A 20,660-nucleotide genomic window follows, 5' to 3' on the forward strand; every position below is an offset into this window, starting at 1 on the left:
GCGTCTTTCAGTAATTTTATTGCCGCGCAGAAGAATTACTCGTTTGTCCCGGGGCAACCGGCCGGCTGAAGATGGAGCCTTCCGTAATCGAAGGAATTTCCTGTCTTCCGCCCATGAGCACGCACACCGAATCCTCCCTCCCGCCGCACGGCCTGCTGTTCGTCGCCACTGACGCCGACCCCGCCCACGAAGCCGATTTCAACCGCTGGTACGACCGCGAGCACGTGGAAGAGCGCGTGCGCATTCCCGGCTTCCTGTCGGGCGCGCGCTACCTGTCGCGGGAAGGCGGCCGCAAGTATCTGGGCCTGTACCGCACCGAATCGCTGGCCGCCTTCACCACGGCGGACTATCGCAAGGCGTTCGAGCGCCAGACCGTATGGTCGGTGACCAACCTGGACCGCATGCGCGACCCGATGCGCCGCGTGTGCGCCGTGCGGGCCGTGACGGGCTTTGGCTCCGGCAGCGAGATCGCGGTCCTGCCTCTGCCGGCGACGAATGACAGCGAAGCGCTGGTGGCCCGGGCGCAGGCGCTGGGCGCTGAACTGGCGCAGGCGGACGGCTTCGTGCAGTCCTATCTGCTGGTGCCGGACGCGGGGCTCAGCACGCCGCTGCCGCGCGAGTCCGCCGACAACCGCGTGCTGGCGCCGCTGTTCGTGGTGGAAGCGAGTTCCGCGGCCGCCGCGCGCGTCCTGCGCGATCGGGCTTGCAGCGCATTCGATACCGATCCGTCACAGGCCTGGCTGCTGGAACTGGGCTGGAAACTGACGGCAGCCGACCTGCGCTGAGCCCATCGCGGCCAGTCACCAAACATCCAATTCAAGGGGAATCCCATGGCTGAAGAAACGCTATATGGCGCCGCGCCGGTGAAGACCGCGGCCGCGCCCAACAAGATGCGCAGGCTGGCCCTGGCCAGCTCGGTCGGCACCACGCTGGAGTGGTACGACTTCACCATCTACAACCTGATGGCGGCGTTGGTCTTCAATTCCATCTTCTTTCCGTCCTTCGACCCGCTGACGGGCACCATCCTGGCCTTCTCCACCTATGCCGTGGGCTATGTGTCGCGGCCGCTGGGCGGCTTCGTCTTCGGCCATCTGGGCGACCGGCTGGGGCGCAAGTTCGTCCTGGTCGCCACCCTGGTCATCATGGGCGTGTCCACCGGCCTGATGGGGCTGTTGCCGACCTACGCGTCCTGGGGTGTATGGGCGCCCGTGGCGCTGGTGGCCCTGCGCTTCGTGCAGGGCGTGGCCCTGGGCGGCGAATGGGCCGGCGCGGTGCTGCTGTCGATGGAGCACGGCAAGCCCGACCAGCGCGGGCGCAACGCCTCGTTCACGCAGATCGGTCCGTCCTGCGGCACGCTGATAGGCACGGGCTTCATCGCCGTGGTCTCGGCCTTTCTGAGCCCCGAGGACTTCCAGGCCTGGGGCTGGCGCGTGCCCTTCGTCTCCAGCGTGGCGCTGGTGCTGTTCGGCCTGTGGCTGCGCCGCGGCGTGGAGGAGACGCCCGTGTTCCTGGAAATGGAACAGAAGCGTGAAACCGCCGCCACGCCCATCAAGGAAGTGCTGGGCCAGTACTGGCGGCAGTTGCTGGTCGCGGGCGGCTCGCGCATCGGCTCCGACGTGCTCTATGCGCTGGTGGTCGTGTTCACGCTGACCTACGTCACCACGGTGCTGCACCTGTCGCGGCCCATGGCGCTCACCGCAACCATGCTGGGCGCCGCGCTGAATGCGATTGCGGTGCCGTTGTGCGGGCATCTGTCGGACAAGATCGGCCGCCGTCCGGTGTACCTGGCGGGCGCGGTGCTGGGCATGATCTGGGCCTTCGTTTTCTTCGTGCTGATGGACACCGCGCATCCCATCGCCATCTGCGCGGCCGTCGTGGTGGGCCTGCTGATCCACGCGCTGATGTACGGCCCGCAGGCCGCCTTCATCACCGAGCAGTTCCCGGGCCGCGTGCGCTATGCGGGTTCCTCGCTGGCCTACACGCTGGCCGGCATCGTCGGCGGCGGCTTCGCGCCGCTGATCATCGCCAGCCTGTTCAAGTCCTGGAATTCGACCTTCGCCATATCGCTGTACGTGGCGGCGGCTCTGGTCGTGACGGCGGTGGCGGTGCTGGCCGCCAGGGAAACGGCCAAGTCTCCGTTGCAGCGCTGAGGCGCGGCGCATGCCTGTCGCCGTCCGGCCTCGCGGCCGGGCGGCGACAGGCCATTCAGGCGATGCTGCGATTGGCCAGCGGCTCGCCGGCCAGCCAGCGGTTGAGGTTGTCGACGAACAGGGTCCGCACGCGCGCGGCATTGCCGTCCGAGAACCCGGCGCTGTGCGGCGTGACGATGACGTTGGGCAGGTCCCACAGCGCGGAATCCGGCGGTAGCGGCTCGTGCTGGAACACGTCCAGGAAGGCGCCGCCCAGGCGGCCGGCACGCAGCGCCGCGATCAGTTCGGGCTCATCGATCACGTGGCCGCGGGCCACGTTGACCACCATCGCATGCGCGGGCAGCGCGGCGAGCGCAGCGCGGCCGATCAGGTTGCGCGTGGCGGACGTGAGCGGGCAGGCCAATACCAGCCAGTCGGCCGCAGGCAGCAGGGACGGCAGTTCGCCGTAACCCACGGTGTGGCGGGCCTGCGGCACGGGCGCGCCGCTATGGCGCGCGACCGATATCTTCAGGCCGAGCGCGGCCAGCAGCGCGCCGATACGCTGTCCTATCCCGCCCCATCCCACCACCACGGCATGCTGGCCGGCCAGGTCCCTGGGCGTGCGCTCGTCCAGCAGCGGCCGCCAGGCGCGGTCGCGCTGATCGGCGGCCAGCAGCGGCAGGCGGCGCGCCAGCGCCAGCACGCCGGCGACGGCGCTCTGGGCTACCACCGGGTCGCTGGCGCCTTGCGAGGTCGTGACCGCGACGCCACGCGCGTGCAGGCGCTGGTAGATCTCGCGGTCGGCGCCGGCCGAGTGCACATGCACCCAGCGCAGCGCCGGCGCGTTCCGCATGGCCTCGTAGTACAGGGCGGTCGATGGCTGGATCTCGAACTTGGTCGAATGCCCCGTGATGTCGCGCGAGACGAACGCAGTCTCGGCCATCATGGGCTGGCCCGCAACGGGGTGGACCAGCGCATAGCGGCCCGCTGCCGGGCTGCGGTCCAGCGCCAGGCGCAGCGGCGCGGCTTCGGCGGGCGAGCACAGGATGCGGATGTCGGAGCCTTGCGTCATGGCGGCGGGTTCAATGGGCTTCGGGGGCGAACTTGCGCACCAGCAGCGCCCACTTGTCATGTTCGCGCTTGATGAAGGCGCCGAATTGCGCGGGCGTGCCGCCTACCGGTTCGGCGCCTTCGCGCAGCATCTGTTCATTGAGCCCCGGCAGTGCCGCGTTGACCTCGCGGTTGACGACGTCCACCACCTGCTGCGGCGTGCCCTTGGGCGCGAAGAAGCCGAACCAGGAACCCGCGTCAAACCCGGGGTAGCCGGATTCGGCGATGGTGGGCAGCTCGGGCAGGGTGGCGGAACGCTGCGACGTGCTGACCGCCAGCGCGCGCAGCTTGCCGGAACGGATGTGCCCGATCACGGAAGGGATGGTGGCGAACATGAAGTCGATGCGCCCGGCCAGCAGGTCGTTGACCGCGTCCGCGCCCTTGTACGGCACGTGCGTGGCGTTGACGCCCAGCTCGTCCATCAGCATGTAGCTGGACAGGTGGGAGGACGTGCCGACTCCAGTGGAACTGTAGTTGAGCTGGCGCGCGGTCTTGACGTACTTCAGGAATCCCTGGATGTCCTTGGCGGGCGAAGCCGGCGGCACTACCAGCACGTTGGGCACCGTGGCGATCTGCACCATGGGCACCAGATCGGTCAGCGGGCTATAGGGTAGCTTGTTCAGCGAGGGGTTGACGGCGATGGGCCCCACGGAGTTGACGATGAGCGTGTGGCCGTCGGCCGCCGCGCGCACGACGTACTCCGTGCCGATGTTGCCGCCCGCGCCCGGTTTGTTCTCGACCACGAAAGGCTGGCCCAGCTTTTGGGTCAGGGTATTGGTGACGCTGCGGGTGAGGGTGTCGGTGGTGCCGCCGGGCGAGAACGCCACGATGACCTTCACCGGCCGGTCGGGATAGTCCGCGGCCGCGGGCGGCGCCAGCGTACAGGCGCCAGCCAGCGCTGCGGAAGCGAGCAGGGCTCGTGCAGTGTTCATGATGTCTCCTCGCGTGGGCGTAGTGGTGTTTTCGATGGTGCCGTGCCGCCACGCCGGCCGGCGCCTGTTGAACCGAAAAACTCAGTCGCGGTAGCTCGGGTCCTGCCGGTCCAGCTTGCGCAGCAAGGCGGGCCACTCCATCACTCCATAGGGCCGGCGCGTGCCGGGCTGGTAGTTGTTCCAGGTTTCCTGCAAAACCGGCGCGGCCACGGCCTGCAGCGGCGATCCCGTCGCCATGGCCGCCAGCTGCGAACGGCAGGCCAGTTCCAGGCGGTGCATCCAGTTGAAGGCTTCGCCCACGCTGCGTCCCACGGTAAGGGCGCCGTGGTTGCGCAGGATGAGCGCTTCGCCCTGACCCAGGTCGGCCAGCAGCGAGGCCTGTTCCTCGACACCCAGCACAACGCCCTGGTAGTCGTGATAGCCGATCTTCAGGAAGCGCATGGCGGTCTGGGTCAGCGGCAGCAGCCCGCATTCCAGCGAGGACACGGCCATCGAGGCCCAGCTGTGGGTGTGGATCACGCAGTCCACTTCGTGGCGATGGGCGTGGACCGCGCTGTGGATGACATAGCCGGCCTTGTTGATGCCGTAGTCCAATTCGCCGAAGTCGGGCCGGGCCAGGATGGTGCCGTCCAGGTCCACCTTGATCAGGCTGGACGCCGTGATCTCCTCGTACATCATGCCGTAGGGGTTGATCAGGAAGGCGTTGTCTTCGCCGGGCACGCGCGCCGAGATGTGGTTGGCCATCATGTCGGCCATGCCGTAGATCTCGACCAGGCGGTAGCAGGCCGCCAGGTCGACGCGCGCCTTCCATTCCGCCTCGGTGCAATGCGGACGCATCGAGGCAATACGCAGGCGTCCCTCGGCGTGAGTGTCAGTGGTCATCGGAATTCGTGAAGCTCCATTGCCGCCGCACCATGCCGCAGCATCCATGCCTGGCAATTTATCGGCGGGATGGAGGCGGGCCTAGCCCCGGCCCAGGCATGGGGGCATCACGAATCGAGAAGGGTTGCCCCCGGCCAGCCGCCGTTGCGCACCAGGGCGCGCATCACGTCCAGCAGCACCACCCGCGCGGCCAGTGCCGCCGGCGAAAGTTCCTCGTCGTTGATGCAATACACCAGGTTGCGGCGGAACAGGAAGGGATCGTCGATGGGGTGCATGCTCAGCAGTCCGGACTCCACCCGGGCCACCGCCGCGCCGGGCTGGATGGTGGCCAGCGCGTTGGCCTGCACCAGATCCATCAGCGTGGTCAGGCCGTCGACCTCGACGCCGATCCAGGGTTCGACGCCGGCCCGTTCGAAGGCGGCCTCGACCCAGGCCCGCAGGCCGTGGGCCTTGCTGGTCACGGCTTGCGGCAGGCTGCCCAGTTGCGCCATGGTGATGGGCTCGCCGTCGGGCAGGGCGACCATGCCGCGGCGCGCCAGCAGGAACAGCCGTTCGTCCAGCACCGGGATGGCGCTGCGGCCCTGGCTGCTGTCGTTCTGGAACAGCACGGCCAGGTCGAGGCGCCGCCCCGTCAGCAGTTCGCCCAGGTTGCCCGACAAGCCCTCGACCAGATGCAGCCGCACGTTCGGATAGCGTTCGGCCATGGCCGCGTAGAAGGGCCTGGCCAGCACCGATGCGGTGGTCGGTGCGAAGCCGACGCTGACCATGCCGGCCAGCCGCGCCTCGCGCGCGGCCGTCACTGCGTTTTCCGCGTGCCGCAAGGTCAGTTGCGCCTGCCGCAGGAATGCCGTGCCCGCCGGCGTCGGCACCACGCCAGTGGGCGTGCGCACCAGCAGCCGCGTGGCCAGCTCGCTTTCCAGACGGCTGATCTGCTGGCTGAGCGCCGAGGCGACCACCTCCAGCTCGCGCGCGGCGCGGCCGATGCTGCCCAGTTCAGCGACGCGGACGAAGTAGCGGAGTTGGCGGAGTTCCATGGCGCATGACGGGAGGGGAGTAGGGGATAGTAGTCGCAGCGGCGCGCGCATGCGGCCTTGCCGCCTCCGGGAAAACGGGGCTGGCGGTTCAAAGAAATGTCAGGTATCTGACTTTATTCTGAATGACAAACGAAAATTGTTTACACTCTCATCCTCAAAATTCGAGGTTGAGCGGACCGCCGTGGGGGCGGGTGCCGTTCGAGTTACGGGAGAAAGTCGATGCGCAAGTTGCTGTTGGGAGCGGTTTTGGCCGCTGCGGTGTTCGGGGGGACGGCCCAGGCTGCGGCCGAGCCCAAGGCCGTGGTCGCCACGTATTCGGATCTGGCGCTGGCTGGCTACGAAGACTCGCTGACTTCCGCCCGGGCCCTGCGCACCGCCATCGACGCCCTGATCGCCAAGCCCAGCGCCGACACGCTGAAGGCCGCGCGCGAGGCCTGGCTGGCGGCGCGCGTGCCTTACCAGCAGACCGAGGCCTACCGCTTCGGCAACCCCATCGTCGACGACTGGGAAGGCCGCGTGAACGCCTGGCCGCTGGACGAAGGCCTGATCGACTACGTCGACGCGTCCTATGGCACGGAAAACGACGAGAACGCCTACTACGCGGTCAACGTCATCGCCAATTCCAAGATCTCGGTGGGCGGCAAGACCGTCGACGTCAGCAAGATCACGCCCCAGCTGCTGTCTGAAGTGCTGCACGAAGCCGACGGCAACGAAGCCAACGTGGCCACGGGCTACCACGCCATCGAATTCCTGCTGTGGGGCCAGGACCTGAACGGCACCGGCCCCGCGCCCGCCGACCGCAAGGGCACGCCGCAGGAACGCCACGCCGGCAACCGTCCGCACACCGATTTCGATCCCAAGCAGTGCACGGGCGGCCATTGCGAGCGCCGCGTGCAGTTCCTGAAGGCCGTGACCGACCTGCTGGTGACGGACCTGGAAGAGATGGTCGGCAACTGGAAGAAGGACGGCGCCGCGCGCAAGGCCGTCGAAGAAGATCCCAAGGCGGGCCTGATCGCCATGCTGACCGGGCTGGGCAGCCTGTCCTACGGCGAGCTGGCCGGCGAACGCATGAAGCTGGGCCTGATGCTGCATGATCCCGAAGAAGAGCATGACTGCTTCTCGGACAACACGCACAACTCGCACTATTACGACCAGATCGGCATTCGCAACGTCTACCTGGGCAGCTACACCCGTATCGACGGCAAGACCGTCTCGGGCGCCAGCCTGTCGGAACTGGTGAAGGCCCGCGATCCCAAGCTGGACGCCGAAGTGCGCGCCAAGCTGGACGCCACCGTGGCCGCCATGCAGGCGATGAAGACGCGCGCCGAAACGGTCGAAACCTACGACCAGATGATTTCGGACGGCAACAAGGAAGGCAATGCCGTGGTGCAGGCCGCCATCGACCGCCTGGTCGACCAGACCCGCAGCCTGGAGCGCGTGATCGCCTTGCTGGACCTGGGCAAGGTCGCCATCGAAGGTTCCGACAGCCTGGACAAACCTGACGCCGTATTCAAGTGAAACTCGTTTTAGCCGCCGTACTGGCGGCGTCGGCCCATGCCGGCGCCGCCGCCGCTCCGACCGGGCGTGACGACCTCACGCCCGAAGACCTGAAGCGCGTGACCGCCATCACCGCGCCCACGCGCGATTTCTCGAAGGTCGAGACCTTCGAGACCATGCAGGCGGGCGCCGCCACCACCAACAAGCTCATCAACGCCGACATTTTTTCGCAGCCGTCGGCCAACATGAGCTTTGAGGGGCGCCAGGAATTCCAGGTCGGCAACGGCCTGTTCCGCAAGGACTGGGTCTCGGCGCCGGCTTCCACGCAAGCCTCGGACGGCCTGGGGCCGCTGTTCAATGCGCGTTCCTGCCAGGCCTGTCATACCAAGGACGGACGCGGCACGGTGCCGGGCTTCGATCCTTTGGAACGTACCGACGCGGTGGCGCTGTTGCTGCGCCTGGCGGTGCCGCAGGGCGCCGATCGCGGTCACCCCAAGCTCGCGCCGGGCGAGATCGCGGCCTTGCCCGAACCCGTTTACGGCGTGCAGCTGCAGAACTTCGCGGTCGCGGGCCTGCCCGCCGAAGGCCGCATGGAGATCGAGTACCAGCCGGTCCCGGTCGCGCTCAACGGCGGTGAAACCGTCACGCTGATGAAGCCCGCCTACCGCATCGAGAATCTCGGCTATGGCCCGATGCGCGCGGACACGCAGGTCTCGCCGCGCCTGGCGCCGCCCATGATAGGCCTGGGCCTGCTGGAATCCATCCACGAGACCGACATCCTGGCCAACGTGGGCGCGGACAAGCGCGACGGCATCGTCGGCAAGGCCAACTGGGTCACCGACGTGCGCACCGGCGCGCGTGTGCTGGGGCGCTTCAACCTGAAGGCCGGCCAACCCACGGTCGAGCAGCAGAGCGCCGCGGCGTTCTCCAACGACATGGGGCTGTCCACGCCCTTGTTTCCCCAGCATTCCGGCGACTGCACGCCCTCGCAGAAGCAGTGCCTCGACATGCCGCACGGCGCGCAGCCGCGCTTCGGCCCCGAGGAAGTGCCGGCAAAGCTGATGGACTTCGTCACCATCTATTCCACCAACCTTGCCGTGCCGCAGCGCCGAGACGCCGACGATGCGCGGGTGTTGGCCGGCAAGAAGCTGTTTTACGAAGCCAATTGCGTCGCCTGCCACGTGCCCAAGTACGTCACCAGCCGCAACGCCAAGCAGCCCGAGCACCGCTTCCAGCTGATCTGGCCCTACACCGACATGCTGGTGCACGACATGGGCGACGATCTGGCCGACGGCGTGTCGGACGGCCTGGCCAACGGCCGCGAATGGCGCACGCCGCCGCTGTGGGGCATAGGCCTGACCAAGACCGTGAACCCCAATGCCACCTGGCTGCATGACGGACGCGCGCGCACCTTGCTGGAGGCCGTGCTGTGGCATGGCGGCGAGGCCAAGCCCGCGCGCGACCGCGTGGTGGCGATGACGCCGGAAGAACGCGCCGATCTCATCCGTTTCCTGGAGTCGCTGTGATGGCTGCAATAGCCCCGCGTGTATTGAAACTGGCCGCGGCTGCGGCGCTGGGCGGCATTACGTCCTGGGCCGCGCAGGCCGCGCCGCCCGCGGATCTTGGCGAGCGTCTGGCGCGCGATTACGCGCGGCCGGCGGTAGCGAAAATGGCGGACGCGGCCTCGGCGCTGGACGGCGCCTTGGGCGGCTGGTGCGCGCAGCCCGGCGCGGCCAGCGCGGCGCGCGTCAAGCAGGCGTTCGAGGACCTGGCGCTGGCCTGGTCGGGCGTCGAGTTCCTGCGCTTTGGCCCTCTGGTGCAGGCCAACCGCTACGAGCGCCTGGCCTTCTGGCCCGATACGCGCGGCGTGATGCCGAAGCAGGTGCAGGCGCTGATCGCCGCGCAGGACGGCGCCTTGCTCGTGCCCGGCGCCCTGGCGGGACGCAGCGTGGCCGTGCAGGGGCTGCCCGCGTTGGAATACGTGCTGTACGGCGAGCCGGCCTTGCTGCGGCAGGATGGCGGGCAGGTCGACGCCTACGCCTGCGATTACGCCCGGGCGGTGGCCGCCAACGTCAGGCAGATCACGCGCGATGTAGCCCAGGCCTGGAGCGCCGAGGGCGATTTCGGCCGGCAGTTCGCGCAACCCAAGGCGGGCAACGACCTGTACCGCGATCAACAGGAAATCGCGGCCGAGGCCATGAAGTCCCTATCCACCGGGCTGCAGTTTGCGCGCGACGTGAAGATCCTGCCCGTGCTGGGCGATACGCCGGAAGCGGCGCGGCCCAAGCGCGCTGCATTCTGGCGCAGCCAGTTGTCCACGCGCCTGCTGGCGGCCAATCTGGACGGGCTGCAGGCTTTCTATCAGGCGGGGGCCTATGCGCTGCCCAAGGGCGACGCCTGGATGGCCGAGTCCGTGCGCGGTGAACTGGCGAGCGCGGCGCGCGTGCTGCTGGACGTGCCGCAGCCGCTGGAGCAGGCGCTGGCGCAGGAAGAAGGGCGCCAACAACTGACTTTGGCGGCGTTGACCCTCAAGAACGCCAAGGCCATCGTTGACGAGAATCTGGCGCCGGCCCTGGGCGTCACGATCGGCTTCAATGCGCTCGATGGTGATTGACCGGCGCCGCTTCCTGTCGCTCGCGGCCGCGCTGGGCCTGGCCCCGGCGGCTGCGTTGGCGGCTGCGCCCAAGGACGGCGACGTCCTGTACCTGAGCGCGCGCAAGCGCGGCGGGCGCGACGAAACCGCGCTGCTGGATGAAGCGGGACACGATCGGCTGGTGGTGCCGATGCCCGCGCGCGGCCACAGCTTCGCCATCGATGCCGCGGGGGAACGCGCGGTCGTCTTCGGCCGCCAGCCGGGCTTCTTCGCGCTGGCGTTTTCGCTGCGCGGGGGCGAGCCCCAGGCCTTGCCCATGCACGAAGAGCGCCACTTCTTCGGCCATGGCGCCTACGTGGACGGCGGCCGGCTGCTGGCCGCCACCGAGAACGATTTTGTAGCGGGCCGGGGCGTGCTGGGGCTGTACGACGCCTCGCCCGGCGGCGCGTACCGCCGCATCGGCGAATTCGACAGCGGCGGCATCGGTCCGCACGAGGTCGTGCTGATGCCCGACGGCAAGACGCTATGCGTCGCCAATGGCGGCATCCTCACGCATCCCGACTACGGCAAGCTGGAACTCAACCTGGACACGATGCGGCCCTCGCTGGCCTATATCGACGCGGCCAGCGGCGAGCTGCTGGAGAGAGTGGAGCTGGAGCCCGCTTTGCATCGCCTGTCCATCCGCCACCTCGCGCTGGCTGCCGACGGCTGCGTCTGGTTCGGCTGCCAGTACATGGGTCCGGCCGCGGACCGGCCGGCGCTGGTGGGTCGGCACAGGCGCGGCGCGCAGCTGGAACTGTTCGAAGGGCCAGCGCCGGCCTTGCGCCAGATGCGCAACTACGTCGGCTCGGTGGCCGTGGATACCGCGGGCGGCGTGGTCGCGACGTCCAGCCCGGTAGGCGGACAGGTGATCTACTGGGACGCGGCCAGCGGCCGTTGCCTGGGCACGACCGAACTGGCCGACGGCTGCGGCGTGGCGCCGGCCGCCGGAGACGGCTTCCTGCTGAGCAGCGGCCTGGGAGCGATGCTGCGCATCGACGCGTCCGGCAAGGAGCAGCCCGTGCTGGCGCCGTCGCGCGAGGTGTCCTGGGACAATCATTTCCGCAAGATCCCGGCGCGGGTCTGATCCCGTTTGCTTACAAAGCTTGACACAACGGGGCCGCGATGCGGCCCTTATCGCAAGCGCCATCTGATAAAGTTTTCGGCTGCTTTTTTCAGGCCGCCAGGCGCCCGTTGCCGGGACGCTGCGCGGCCTCAACTTTTCCGCAGGAGTATCCATGGAAGAAGCCTTGAAAGAATTTAACGCCTGGGCTCCCAAGCTGGTCGACCTGGGCCTCAATCTGGCGGTTGCGCTGCTGATCCTCGTCATCGGCTGGTGGGTGTCATCGCTGCTGGGCAGCTGGGTGCGCCGCGCCGCGACGCGTTCCAAGAAGATCGATCCCACCATCGTGCCCATGTTCTACAGCACGGTGGTCTGGACGGTGCGCATCTTCACCGTGATTGCGGTGCTGGCGCGTTTCGGGGTGCAGACGGCCAGCCTGATCGCGGTGCTGGGCGCCGCCGGCCTGGCCGTGGGTCTGGCCTTGCAAGGCACGCTGCAGAATATCGCCGCCGGCATCATGCTGCTGATCCTGCGCCCGATACGCGCGGGCGAATACGTGGCGCTGAGCACCGGCGTGGACGGCACGGTGGAAGAGGTCGGTCTCTTCCTGACGCGCCTGATCCAGGTCGACGGCATTCATCTGACCCTGCCCAACAGCACGGTGTGGAACGCCACCATCACCAACTACAGCCGCAACAAGACGCGTCGCCTGGATATCCCGGTGCCGGTGCGCTATGGCGACAACCTGGAAGTCGTGGTGGCCAAGCTGCGCGCGATCGTCGATGCGCGTCCGGAAACGCTGAAGGATCCTGAACCGCTGGTGAAGGTGGTCGACTACAAGGAAAACGGCGTCGTCGTGAACGTGCGGGTATGGACCGAGTCTGCCAAGTACTGGGACCTGCGCTGGGGCCTGTACCAGGACATCCGCAAGTCGCTGGAAGATGCGGGCTTCCAGCCGCCGATCCCCATGCGCGAGATCCAGAACGCCAAGCCGGGCGCCGCGGCCTGAAGCAGGCCGGTCTGCACTGGAATGACAATGGGCGCCCGATGGGCGCCCATTTTTTTGCTGGCGGCAGCAGACCTCAGGCCTGCATCGACAGGCGCGCGAGTTCGTTCTTGATCCAGCCGGCGATTTCGCGCTGGCGTTGCGCAGGCATGCGGTCGATGATGGCCGTGACGCTGACCGCCAGGATCGGCGCGCCCTGGGCATCCAGCAGCGCGCAGCCTACGCCCAGCGCGCCGCGCACCGCGTGGTTGCCCACCACGGAATAGCCGCGGGCGCGGGTGTTTTCGATCAGGCGGTACATCTCTTGCGGTGTCATGCCGCCATATTCGTCCAGCCGGCCCGAGTTGCGCTCGACGATGCCGCGCGCAACGTCGTCGGGCAGGGCGGCCAGCAGGGCCATGCCGCCCGACCCCACGCCCAGCGGCTGGCGCTTGCCGGCGTAGGTGGCCAGGATCTGCACCGGATAGCTGCCGATCTCGCGATGCAGGCTGATGGAATCGTCATCTTCGCGCACGACCAGGAAGACCGCGTCGCCAGTGCGGTCGGCCAGGCGCCGCAGCACGGGCAGCAACTGGCGCACGCGCGGATCGCGCGAGCGCGTGTCCGGGTCCACCGCCAGCTGGGCGCGGTATTTCTTGGTGCCGGTCACGGCCAGCACCAGTCCGGCGTCCAGCAAGGCGGCCAGCAGACGGTAGATGGTGGGGCGCTGTATGCCCGTGAGGCGGGCGATATCGGTCACGCTCAGGCCATCGGGACCCTGGTCGCGCAGGGCGGCCAGGACGGCCAGCCCGCGCCGCAATGTGCGTGGACCCGCGGCCGCGGCGTCGCTATCTTGCATGAAAATCTCTGAAAACTCGGGTTATTACGGAATATTCAAGGGAAAACCACTGTCCGTGCTGTGGACTCTACCTTGATGCAGTGCATGTGTATAGCTCAGAATGCTGCATCGAACAATTCAAATCGTCCACTTGATGGACAGTACCTGCACGGAGACTCTATGACTACAGGTCAAAAGCCTGGACTGCGGCGTATCGCCGCCACCCTTCTGGCTACCGCCGCAAGCGCATTCGCAATGGGCTCGGCCCATGCCGCCTACCCTGACAAGCCCGTCCGCATCGTGGTCGGTTTTTCCGCCGGCGGCACTACTGACGTGATCGCCCGCATCATGGCCAAGGAACTGACCGAAAGCCTCGGCCAGTCCTTCGTGGTCGAGAACAAGCCCGGCGCCGGCAGCAACATCGCTACCGACCAGGTAAAGCGCGCAGACCCCGACGGCTACACGCTGCTGTTCGTGGCCGTGACCAGCGCCATCAACCAGACGCTGTACAAGAACGTCAATTTCGACCTGACCAAGGATTTCACGCCGGTGGCGCTGGGCGCCAAGGTGCCGAACATCCTGGTGGTGAACCCGCAAGTGCCCGTGAAGTCGGTGCAGGAGCTGGTGGACTACGCCAAGAAGAATCCCGGCAAGCTGGCGTTCGCTTCGTCCGGTAGCGGCACGTCCATCCACATGGCGGGCGAGCTTTTCAAGATGCAGACCGGCATCGACGTGCTGCACGTGCCGTACAAGGGCAGCGCGCCTGCCGTGACCGACCTCATCGGCGGCCAGGTGCAGTTCATGTTCGACAACATGCCGTCGGCCTGGCCCCACGTGCAATCGGGCAAGCTGCGCGCCCTGGCCGTGACCACCACGGAACGCTCCAAGAGCGCGCCTGACGTGCCGACCATGAAGGAATCCGGTTTCGCCAACTTCGACGTGTCGTCGTGGTTCGGCCTGATCGCGCCCGCCGGCACGCCGCCGGAAGTCGTGAACAAGCTCAACGCGGCCATGGTCAAGGCGCTGGACAAGCCCGAAGTGCAGCTCAGCTTCGAGAAGCTGGGCGCCGTGGGCGTGAAGACGACGCCGGCCGAATTCGGCCAGTTCATCAAGTCGGAAGTGGAAGGCTGGGCCCCGGTGGTCAAGGCCTCGGGCGCCAAGGTGGACTGATTTTCGATTTCCGGGCGGCAAGCCGCCCGGCAAACCTTGCTGGGGGACAGGCGTAAGCCTGCGCCCCTATTTTTTTGCCCCGCCGTTGCGGCGCGCCGTGGCCAGCATGGCGGTGCATACGCCGCGCATCATGTCCACCTCGTCGCGGCTCAGCGCAAGGCGGGAGTACAGGTGCCGCATGCGCGGCATCAGCTTCTTGGGGTGGGCCGGGTCCAGGAACTGCACGCCGACCAGCGCTTCTTCCCAGTGCGCCAGGAAGGCCTGCACCGCCTCGCTGGAAGCCGGCGCCGCGCCGCGGGGCGCCTCTTGCGCGGTGGAGGCCGGCAGCAGCGCCGCGCCCTGGTCCACCAGCAGCGCGTAGCGCAGCTCCCAGGCGGCCAACTGCAGGGCCTGGGCCACGTTCAGCGAGCTGTACTCGGGGTTGGCGGGGATATGGCAGATGCGCTGGCACAGGGCGATCTGGGCGTTGGTGAGCCCCGCGCGTTCGGTGCCCAGCACCACGGCCGCGACGCCCTCGGCCGTCTCGCCCAGGTGGGCGCGGGCCAGTTCGGCCGCCTGGCGGATGTCGCAGGGCGGGGGGCCCAGGTCGCGCACCCTGGCGGTCAGCGCGAAAGCCATGGTGACCGGCGCCAGCGCTTCTTCCAGGGATGCGTAAATGCGGGCATTTTCCAGCACGTCCAGCGCGCCGCTGGCAAGCGCCACGGCCTCCGGCTGGCTTGTTACATCTGGAAATTTAGGCTCGACCAGGACCAGTTCGGAGAAGCCCATGGTCTTGATGGCGCGGGCCGCCGAACCCACGTTTCCGGGGTGGCTGGGGTTCACCATAACGAAGCGAACACGTGAAAATGCTTGAGTCATTTAAAATGGCACGTTTGGCTTAGTGCCTTCCTGGTTTTTTGGGTCGATTTCCCCCTGTCGGGGAACGGCGGACCGGGGGGCGGCAAGCGGCCTATCATCAAGCCAACTCATCGCATTCGTACGGAATTTTATGCACCCGATGCTCAACATCGCCATCAAGGCGGCCCGGCGTGCCGGCACCATTATCAACCGTGCCAGCATGGATTTGGAACGACTCAGCGTGGCTCGCAAGGGGCCGCGGGATTATGTCACGGAAGTCGATCGCGCCGCCGAGGAGTCCATCGTCGAGACGCTGCGCGCGGCTTACCCGGACCACGCCGTGCTGGGCGAGGAATTCGGCCTGCAAGGCCCCGACCAGGCCGAATTCCAGTGGATCATCGATCCCCTGGACGGCACCACGAACTTCATCCACGGCCTGCCCAACTACGCCGTGTCCATCGCCCTGACGCAGCGCGGCCAGGTTACGCAGGCGGTCATCTATGACCCGAGCCGCAACGAACTGTTCACGGCCAGCCGTGGCAGCGGTACCTTCCTGAACGACCGCCGCGTGCGCGTCTCGGGCCGTACCCGCTACCACGAAGCGCTGCTGGGCGCGCACTGGCCCAACTCCGGCGATCCGGAACAAGGCTCCGCGCGTTTCCGCCAGATGGCCGAAGGCAGCACCGGCGTGCGCCGCCTGGGCTCCACCGTGCTGGACCTGGCCTACGTGGCCTGCGGCCGCCTGGACGGCTTCTGCGGCGTGGGCCTGAAGGCCTGGGACCTGGCCGCGGGCAGCCTGATGGTGCTGGAAGCCGGCGGCCTGGTCGCCGACTTCGACGGCGAACAAGGCTGGATGGACAGCGGCAACGTGCTGGCCGCCAGCCCCAAGATCTTCACGCAGATGCTGTCTTCGCTGAATCCGCCTTCGGCGGCTTGAGGCGGAACGCTGCCGCCAGAATGAAAAAACCGGCCATTGGCCGGTTTTTTCATGTGCGGGCGTAGGCTCAGCCAGCCTGCCCCTGCAATACCAACTGCCCATCCTCCATCACAAACCACGCACGCAGCCCCAGCTCCCGCACCACCGCCTGCGTCGTTTCCAGCGGCATGTGCGAGAAAGCCGTCGACAGGGCATCGGCCATGGTGGCGGAAGGCGCCATGACGGACACGCTCTGGTAGCGCGGCCGCGCGCGGCCGGTGCGGGGATCGAACAGATGCGTGTACCGGCCCGCCGGGTCGATGGCGGTGCCATAGCCGCCGGAAGTCGCCAGGGCCTGGTTCGTCATGCTTGCGCTTGCCAGCAGGCGCGCCGGGTCGCGCGGATCGGCGATGCCGACCTTCCACGCTTGCGGGCTAGCGCGGCTGTCCAGCCCCTGTATTTCGCCCATGTCCACCAGCGCCCGCTCCAGCCCGCCGCGCCTGAGCAGGTCGGTGACGCGGTCGGTGATGTAGCCCTGGGCAATGCCGTTGAGCGTGATGCTCATGCCGGGCCGCAGCAGTTCGATGCGGCTGCCATCCAGCATCACGTCGGCGTGGGATACGCGCGACAGCGCCTGCGCGATGGCCTGGGGCGGGGGACCGTCAGCAGCAGCGTCCGGCTGCGAGAAGTGTTCGGCATATAGCTGCCACAAGGGCTGCACGGTGGGATCGAACATGCCTGAGGTCAGTTCGCTGTAGCGCCGGCTTTCGCTCAGGAGCCGCAGCAGGTCGGCCGGCGGACTGTCCAGGAAGCCCTGGCGGTTCAAGACAGAGAGGGCGCTGTCGTCGCGATACAGGCTGAAGATGGCTTCCAGTCGCCGCAGTTCCTGCAAGGACTGGGCGATCAGGCGCTGGGCCGTGCCGGTGTCGGGATGGTAGAGGCGCAGCTCGGCGTCGGCGCCCAGCGCCGTGCCTTGCCAGGTGGCGGGTGCGATCGAGGCGGCGGCGCGGCGCGCGGCGACGGGCGTCAGCGCCAGCGCGCTGGCTGCGGCGGCGATGCCGATGAAACGGCGGCGGGTAGGGTTCATGGCGATAGGCCTGTAGAGGCGCGGACTATTGGGCGAAGACATAGCTTTCCGGCACGTCGGCAAAGGTGACGACGCGGCCGCCGTGGGTATCGGCGAAAGCCTGGGCATGATCGCGCCGGGAGAAGGGGATGGCGTCTTCGGCGCCCATGCCGCCGATATAGCGGCCTTCGATGACGTAGTAAGCCTGCCGCGCGTCGATCCAGGCGGACGGGTCCGGCGCGCCGCCCGCGCCCGCGGTGGACATGTCGTTGACGTAGATGGCGCTGATGCCCTTGGGTTCTTCGGGCAGCAGGGTGTAGGCGAAGACCTGCTTGATCGAAGAGAACCAGACCGGCGCGGCCTGTCCCTTGACGAATATCTGCCCCTTGGGGCCGTTGTGCTCGTTGAGCGCCATGCCGCAGTAATGGCCGACGGACTCCGTCGTCACGGCCTGCGGCGGGGGCGCGGTTTCTGGCGCGGCGCCGCTGCCGCAGGCCGCGGTCAGCAGCAAGGTGGAGACAGCCAGGAGGAGTCGCAGGCGTTTCATAGCGGTTTGTTCCTGAAGGCCGCAGTCGCCAGCAGGAACGGCACGGCGATCCACAGCAGCAGCGCGGCGACCAGCGCGGCGAGCGGCAGGCTGGCCTGGTCGCTCACGCCCGCCATGCCGGCATACAGCGAAATATTCTCGAAGCCCGTCAGGTTGAGCAGGCGGTATACGTCGGACGGGTTGAGCAGCAGCAGCGCGTTGAGCAGGCCGGGGCTGACGTGGCGGCCCTGGTCGGCCGCCAGCACGCCCAGCAGCGCCATGTCGTAGATCACCACGAAGAACAGCCAGACGCCGACGGCGATGCCGGCCGCGGTGGCGCGTTCGCGCACCAGGGAGCTGATCAGATAGCCCATGGCGAGAAAGCTCGCGCCCAGCAGCACGCTGGCGCCAATCAAGAGGGCGAACGGCTGCCATGCGCTGGCGTCCAGGCCGCCGTAGGCCCATTGCAGTGCCAGGCCTGCCGAACCGTAGCCCGCGCCCGTGGCCAGCGCCAGGATGGCCAGGTGGCCGATGAATTTGCCGATCAGCACCTGCCCGCGCGACACCGGATAGCTCAGCAGCAGCGCCATCGTGCCACGGTCGACTTCGCCGACCACGGCGTCATAGGCCAGCAGCATGGCGATGAGCGGCACCAGGAAGATGGACAGGCTGGACAGGCTGACTACCGTGACGGTCAGCGGTTCGGCCTTGACCGTGCCCGTGGGCGAGCTGCCCAAAAGACCCAGCGCCAGCGCCAGCGCGGCCAGCAGCAGGGCGGTCGCCAGCACCCAGCGATTGCGCAGGCCATCGCGGATTTCCTTGCCGATGATGGTGCATACCGCGTTCATACGTCTTCCCGTTCAAGCAGATGTGCATAGATGTCGTCCAGGCCCGGGACCTGGATGTCGAGGTCGGCGATGGCCGGCGACAGCGCGCCGATGCCGCGGATCGCTTCGACCTTGCCGCTCTCGGGGCAGGCGAGTTCAAAGCGTCCGGCATCAAGGCGGCGCCAATCGCCGCTGGGAGGCGGCGCGCTGGCATCGGCAAAGGTCAGGCGGATGCGGATGGGCAGCCCGGTGGAGCGCCGCAGCGCCGACATGGCGCCGTCGGCGATCTTTTTTCCGGCCTTCATCACGACGATGCGGTCGGCATGTCCGGCCAGCTCGGACAGGGCGTGCGTGCTCAGCAGTATCGTGGCGCCGGCCGCGCGCAGTTCGTGGACGATGTCGTAGAACATCAGGCGCGAGGCGGGGTCCAGGCCCGTGGTGGGCTCGTCGAACAGCAGCACGCGGGGTTGGCCCAGCAGCGCCTGGGCCAGCGCCAGGCGCTGCCGCATGCCCTTGGAATAGCCGCCCACGCGGCGGTGCGCGGCGCCGGCGATGCCGACCTTCTCCAGCAGCGCGGCGTTGCCCGACAGCGGCTGGCGCTTGAGCCTGGCGTAGAACGCCAGGGTTTCCTCGCCGGTCATCGACGGATGCAGCGCCACGGTCTCGGGCAGGTAGCCGATCCGGCCGCGCAGGCGCGCCGCGGCGGGGCTGTGGGCGTCCTGGCCGAAGATCGCGACGCGGCCGCGGGTGGGGCGTATCAGGCCCAGAATGAGCTTGATCATCGTGCTCTTGCCGGCGCCATTGTGTCCGGCAAGCGCGACGCATTCGCCTTCGCGCAGCTGCAGGTCCAGGCCGTCGATGGCCCGCTGCGAGCCATAGTGCTTGCTGACGCCGGTAAGCGCCACCAGGTCGGTGCTCATGGGGATTCCTTGGTGCTTGCGGTGGCCGGGGGCTGCATCAACGGGGCGCTGTCGATCACGCCGCCGGGCAGGATGGCGGGAAACTGCGATTGCGCCCAGCGCACGATGGAAATCGACGGGCTGTTCAGCAGGATGCGGGCCGCCGGCGCGCGCCACAGCAGCTGGTCGACCACGTCGTTGGGCCGGTAGGCGGTGTCGGCGATGCCGTCGCCGTCCAGGTCGAAGGCGGTGTTGTCGCTCCAGTAATTGCCGCGTCCGTCCACCGACCAGTCCAGCGTCCGGGTGCCCACGTACTTCACCTGATTGCGGTTGTTGATGAAGGCGTTGCCCGAGATCCGGTTGCCTTCGGACCCGGCGGTGAAATGCACGCCGATGTCGCAGTTGGAGAAACGGTTGTCCAGGAAGGTATTGCGGTTGGCGTTGTAGATGAACACGCATTTCCCGGCGCGGTCCACCGTGTTGTTGGCGATGGTGGAATGGTTGGCGTAGTTCAGCATCAGGCCCTGCTCATGGCTGTCCAGCGCGACGTTGTCGCGCACCACCAGCCGGTGCGAATACATGATGGCGTAGGCGATGTCGGTGCCGGTCGAAACGTTGCCGCTAATCTCGCTGTCGTTGGTGTACATGTAGTGCACCGCATAGCGCAGGTCGTGGAAGCGGTTGCCGCTGAACGTGTTGAGCTTGCTGGTGTTGACGAAGATGCCGTCGCGGCCGGCGGATATGTCGTTGTCCAGCACGCGTGTGCCGGGGGTGTTCCAAAGCGTCACGCCGTTGCCTCTCTCGGCCACGCGCAGCTCCTTGTTGCCCACGATGCGGTTGCCGCGGACGGTGGCGTCGGCCGGCCCCCAGACGTGCACGCCCACGAGGTTGTCCAGGACGTCGTTGCGCTCCACCAGTGCGCGGTGCGCCTCGCGGTCCAGGAAGATGCCGGCGTCCATGTCGGACAGGCTCAGGCCGGAACGCGTGACTGTCAGGTTGCGCAGCGACACGTCCGCGGCCGTGACCCAGACGGTGCGCCCCTGGCGCGTGCCGGCGATGATGGCAGAGCGGTCGGGCGGACCCTCCAGCGTCAACGGCTTGTCGATGACGATGCCGCCGGCGTAGGAGCCGGGCGCCAGCCGCAGCAGGTCGCCGGCCGCGGCGGAAGCGATCGCCGCCGCCAGGTCGGCGCCCGCGGCGATCTCCAGGGTCGCCGCGGGCGCCGCGCCCGGCAGCGCCAGCCCGGCGGCCGCCAGCAGCGCGGCGCCGACGGCCCTGCTTGCGCTCATCCCAAGGATTGCGGCGAGCTTCATATGC

The 20,660-nt window shown here is 67.9% G+C and carries 20 protein-coding genes; 9 read left to right on the top strand and 11 right to left on the bottom strand.

Annotated elements, in window-relative coordinates:
• Positions 1-113: 113 nt before the first annotated feature.
• Together N5C88_RS24870 and N5C88_RS24875 are read left to right on the top strand one after the other, a co-directional pair.
• Complete coding sequence (locus tag N5C88_RS24870) at positions 114-785, top strand: DUF4286 family protein (RefSeq protein WP_118934134.1); 672 nt, start codon at positions 114-116, stop codon at positions 783-785.
• A gap of 45 nt (positions 786-830) precedes the next feature.
• Positions 831-2,150: an MFS transporter gene (locus N5C88_RS24875; RefSeq protein ID WP_118934136.1), complete on the top strand. Its 1,320-nt coding sequence runs from the start codon at positions 831-833 to the stop codon at positions 2,148-2,150.
• A 55-nt stretch (positions 2,151-2,205) separates the two neighbouring features.
• Here the strand turns inward: N5C88_RS24875 and N5C88_RS24880 are convergent, their stop codons facing one another.
• From N5C88_RS24880 to N5C88_RS24895, 4 genes are all read right to left on the bottom strand, one after another.
• Positions 2,206-3,201: an NAD(P)-dependent oxidoreductase gene (locus tag N5C88_RS24880; protein ID WP_280016438.1), complete on the bottom strand. Its 996-nt coding sequence runs from the start codon at positions 3,199-3,201 to the stop codon at positions 2,206-2,208.
• Between the two features lie 10 nt (positions 3,202-3,211).
• Positions 3,212-4,171: a tripartite tricarboxylate transporter substrate binding protein gene (locus tag N5C88_RS24885; protein WP_059371999.1), complete on the bottom strand. Its 960-nt coding sequence runs from the start codon at positions 4,169-4,171 to the stop codon at positions 3,212-3,214.
• 81 nt (positions 4,172-4,252) lie between these two features.
• The gene (locus N5C88_RS24890; RefSeq protein WP_280016439.1) at positions 4,253-5,053 is read right to left on the bottom strand and encodes a class II aldolase/adducin family protein; all 801 of its coding nucleotides are present in this window, start codon (positions 5,051-5,053) and stop codon (positions 4,253-4,255) included.
• A 107-nt stretch (positions 5,054-5,160) separates the two neighbouring features.
• Positions 5,161-6,087: a LysR family transcriptional regulator gene (locus N5C88_RS24895; protein WP_118934140.1), complete on the bottom strand. Its 927-nt coding sequence runs from the start codon at positions 6,085-6,087 to the stop codon at positions 5,161-5,163.
• A gap of 219 nt (positions 6,088-6,306) precedes the next feature.
• Here N5C88_RS24895 and N5C88_RS24900 point away from each other — a divergent pair, with 219 nt between their 5' ends.
• The 5 genes from N5C88_RS24900 to N5C88_RS24920 all read left to right on the top strand — a co-directional run bounded on the left by N5C88_RS24900 (position 6,307) and on the right by N5C88_RS24920 (position 12,288).
• Positions 6,307-7,605: an imelysin family protein gene (locus tag N5C88_RS24900; protein WP_059372005.1), complete on the top strand. Its 1,299-nt coding sequence runs from the start codon at positions 6,307-6,309 to the stop codon at positions 7,603-7,605.
• A complete protein-coding gene (locus N5C88_RS24905) occupies positions 7,602-9,110 on the top strand; it encodes a di-heme oxidoredictase family protein (protein ID WP_280016440.1) in 1,509 nt (502 codons plus the stop codon). Before N5C88_RS24900 ends, N5C88_RS24905 begins: the two co-directional genes overlap by 4 nt.
• Entirely contained in the window at positions 9,110-10,198 is a 1,089-nt protein-coding gene (locus N5C88_RS24910) for an imelysin family protein (protein ID WP_118934144.1), read from the top strand. The genes N5C88_RS24905 and N5C88_RS24910 overlap by 1 nt, the downstream gene beginning before the upstream one ends.
• Entirely contained in the window at positions 10,188-11,303 is a 1,116-nt protein-coding gene (locus tag N5C88_RS24915; RefSeq protein ID WP_280016456.1) for a DUF1513 domain-containing protein, read from the top strand. Before N5C88_RS24910 ends, N5C88_RS24915 begins: the two co-directional genes overlap by 11 nt.
• Before the next feature lie 151 nt (positions 11,304-11,454).
• A complete protein-coding gene (locus tag N5C88_RS24920) occupies positions 11,455-12,288 on the top strand; it encodes a mechanosensitive ion channel domain-containing protein (RefSeq protein WP_280016441.1) in 834 nt (277 codons plus the stop codon).
• A gap of 73 nt (positions 12,289-12,361) precedes the next feature.
• Here the strand turns inward: N5C88_RS24920 and N5C88_RS24925 are convergent, their stop codons facing one another.
• Positions 12,362-13,123 (bottom strand): IclR family transcriptional regulator C-terminal domain-containing protein, encoded by a 762-nt coding sequence (locus tag N5C88_RS24925; RefSeq protein ID WP_059372016.1) that lies wholly within the window; start codon positions 13,121-13,123, stop codon positions 12,362-12,364.
• A gap of 159 nt (positions 13,124-13,282) precedes the next feature.
• On the opposite strand from N5C88_RS24925, the gene N5C88_RS24930 reads away from it, so the two are divergent.
• Complete coding sequence (locus N5C88_RS24930; protein WP_013395179.1) at positions 13,283-14,272, top strand: tripartite tricarboxylate transporter substrate binding protein; 990 nt, start codon at positions 13,283-13,285, stop codon at positions 14,270-14,272.
• Positions 14,273-14,338: 66 nt separating this feature from the next.
• Here N5C88_RS24930 and N5C88_RS24935 read toward each other — a convergent pair whose 3' ends face one another.
• Positions 14,339-15,130: an RNA methyltransferase gene (locus tag N5C88_RS24935; RefSeq protein ID WP_118934149.1), complete on the bottom strand. Its 792-nt coding sequence runs from the start codon at positions 15,128-15,130 to the stop codon at positions 14,339-14,341.
• A gap of 130 nt (positions 15,131-15,260) precedes the next feature.
• Here N5C88_RS24935 and N5C88_RS24940 point away from each other — a divergent pair, with 130 nt between their 5' ends.
• Positions 15,261-16,046, top strand: a complete 786-nt coding sequence (locus tag N5C88_RS24940) for an inositol monophosphatase family protein (RefSeq protein WP_059372021.1) — start codon at positions 15,261-15,263, stop codon at positions 16,044-16,046.
• A 67-nt stretch (positions 16,047-16,113) separates the two neighbouring features.
• Here N5C88_RS24940 and N5C88_RS24945 read toward each other — a convergent pair whose 3' ends face one another.
• The 5 genes from N5C88_RS24945 to N5C88_RS24965 are packed head-to-tail and all read right to left on the bottom strand — an operon-like array spanning position 16,114 to position 20,632.
• On the bottom strand, positions 16,114-17,112 hold the full coding sequence (locus N5C88_RS24945) for an FAD:protein FMN transferase (RefSeq protein WP_280016442.1): 999 nt from the start codon (positions 17,110-17,112) through the stop codon (positions 16,114-16,116).
• A 25-nt stretch (positions 17,113-17,137) separates the two neighbouring features.
• Entirely contained in the window at positions 17,138-17,638 is a 501-nt protein-coding gene (locus tag N5C88_RS24950) for a nitrous oxide reductase accessory protein NosL (protein ID WP_251881966.1), read from the bottom strand.
• Positions 17,635-18,465 carry an ABC transporter permease gene (locus tag N5C88_RS24955; RefSeq protein WP_059372027.1) on the bottom strand — a complete coding sequence of 277 codons (831 nt, stop codon included), beginning with the start codon at positions 18,463-18,465 and terminating at the stop codon, positions 17,635-17,637. Before N5C88_RS24955 ends, N5C88_RS24950 begins: the two co-directional genes overlap by 4 nt.
• Positions 18,462-19,364 (bottom strand): ABC transporter ATP-binding protein, encoded by a 903-nt coding sequence (locus N5C88_RS24960; protein WP_280016443.1) that lies wholly within the window; start codon positions 19,362-19,364, stop codon positions 18,462-18,464. The genes N5C88_RS24955 and N5C88_RS24960 overlap by 4 nt, the downstream gene beginning before the upstream one ends.
• Positions 19,361-20,632, bottom strand: coding sequence for a nitrous oxide reductase family maturation protein NosD (locus N5C88_RS24965; protein WP_251881971.1), 1,272 nt, complete (start codon positions 20,630-20,632; stop codon positions 19,361-19,363). Before N5C88_RS24965 ends, N5C88_RS24960 begins: the two co-directional genes overlap by 4 nt.
• Positions 20,633-20,660 lie beyond the last annotated feature (28 nt).

The sequence above is a fragment of the Achromobacter sp. GD03932 genome (assembly GCF_029839485.1).
GTDB classification, from domain to species: domain Bacteria; phylum Pseudomonadota; class Gammaproteobacteria; order Burkholderiales; family Burkholderiaceae_B; genus Achromobacter; species Achromobacter bronchisepticus_A.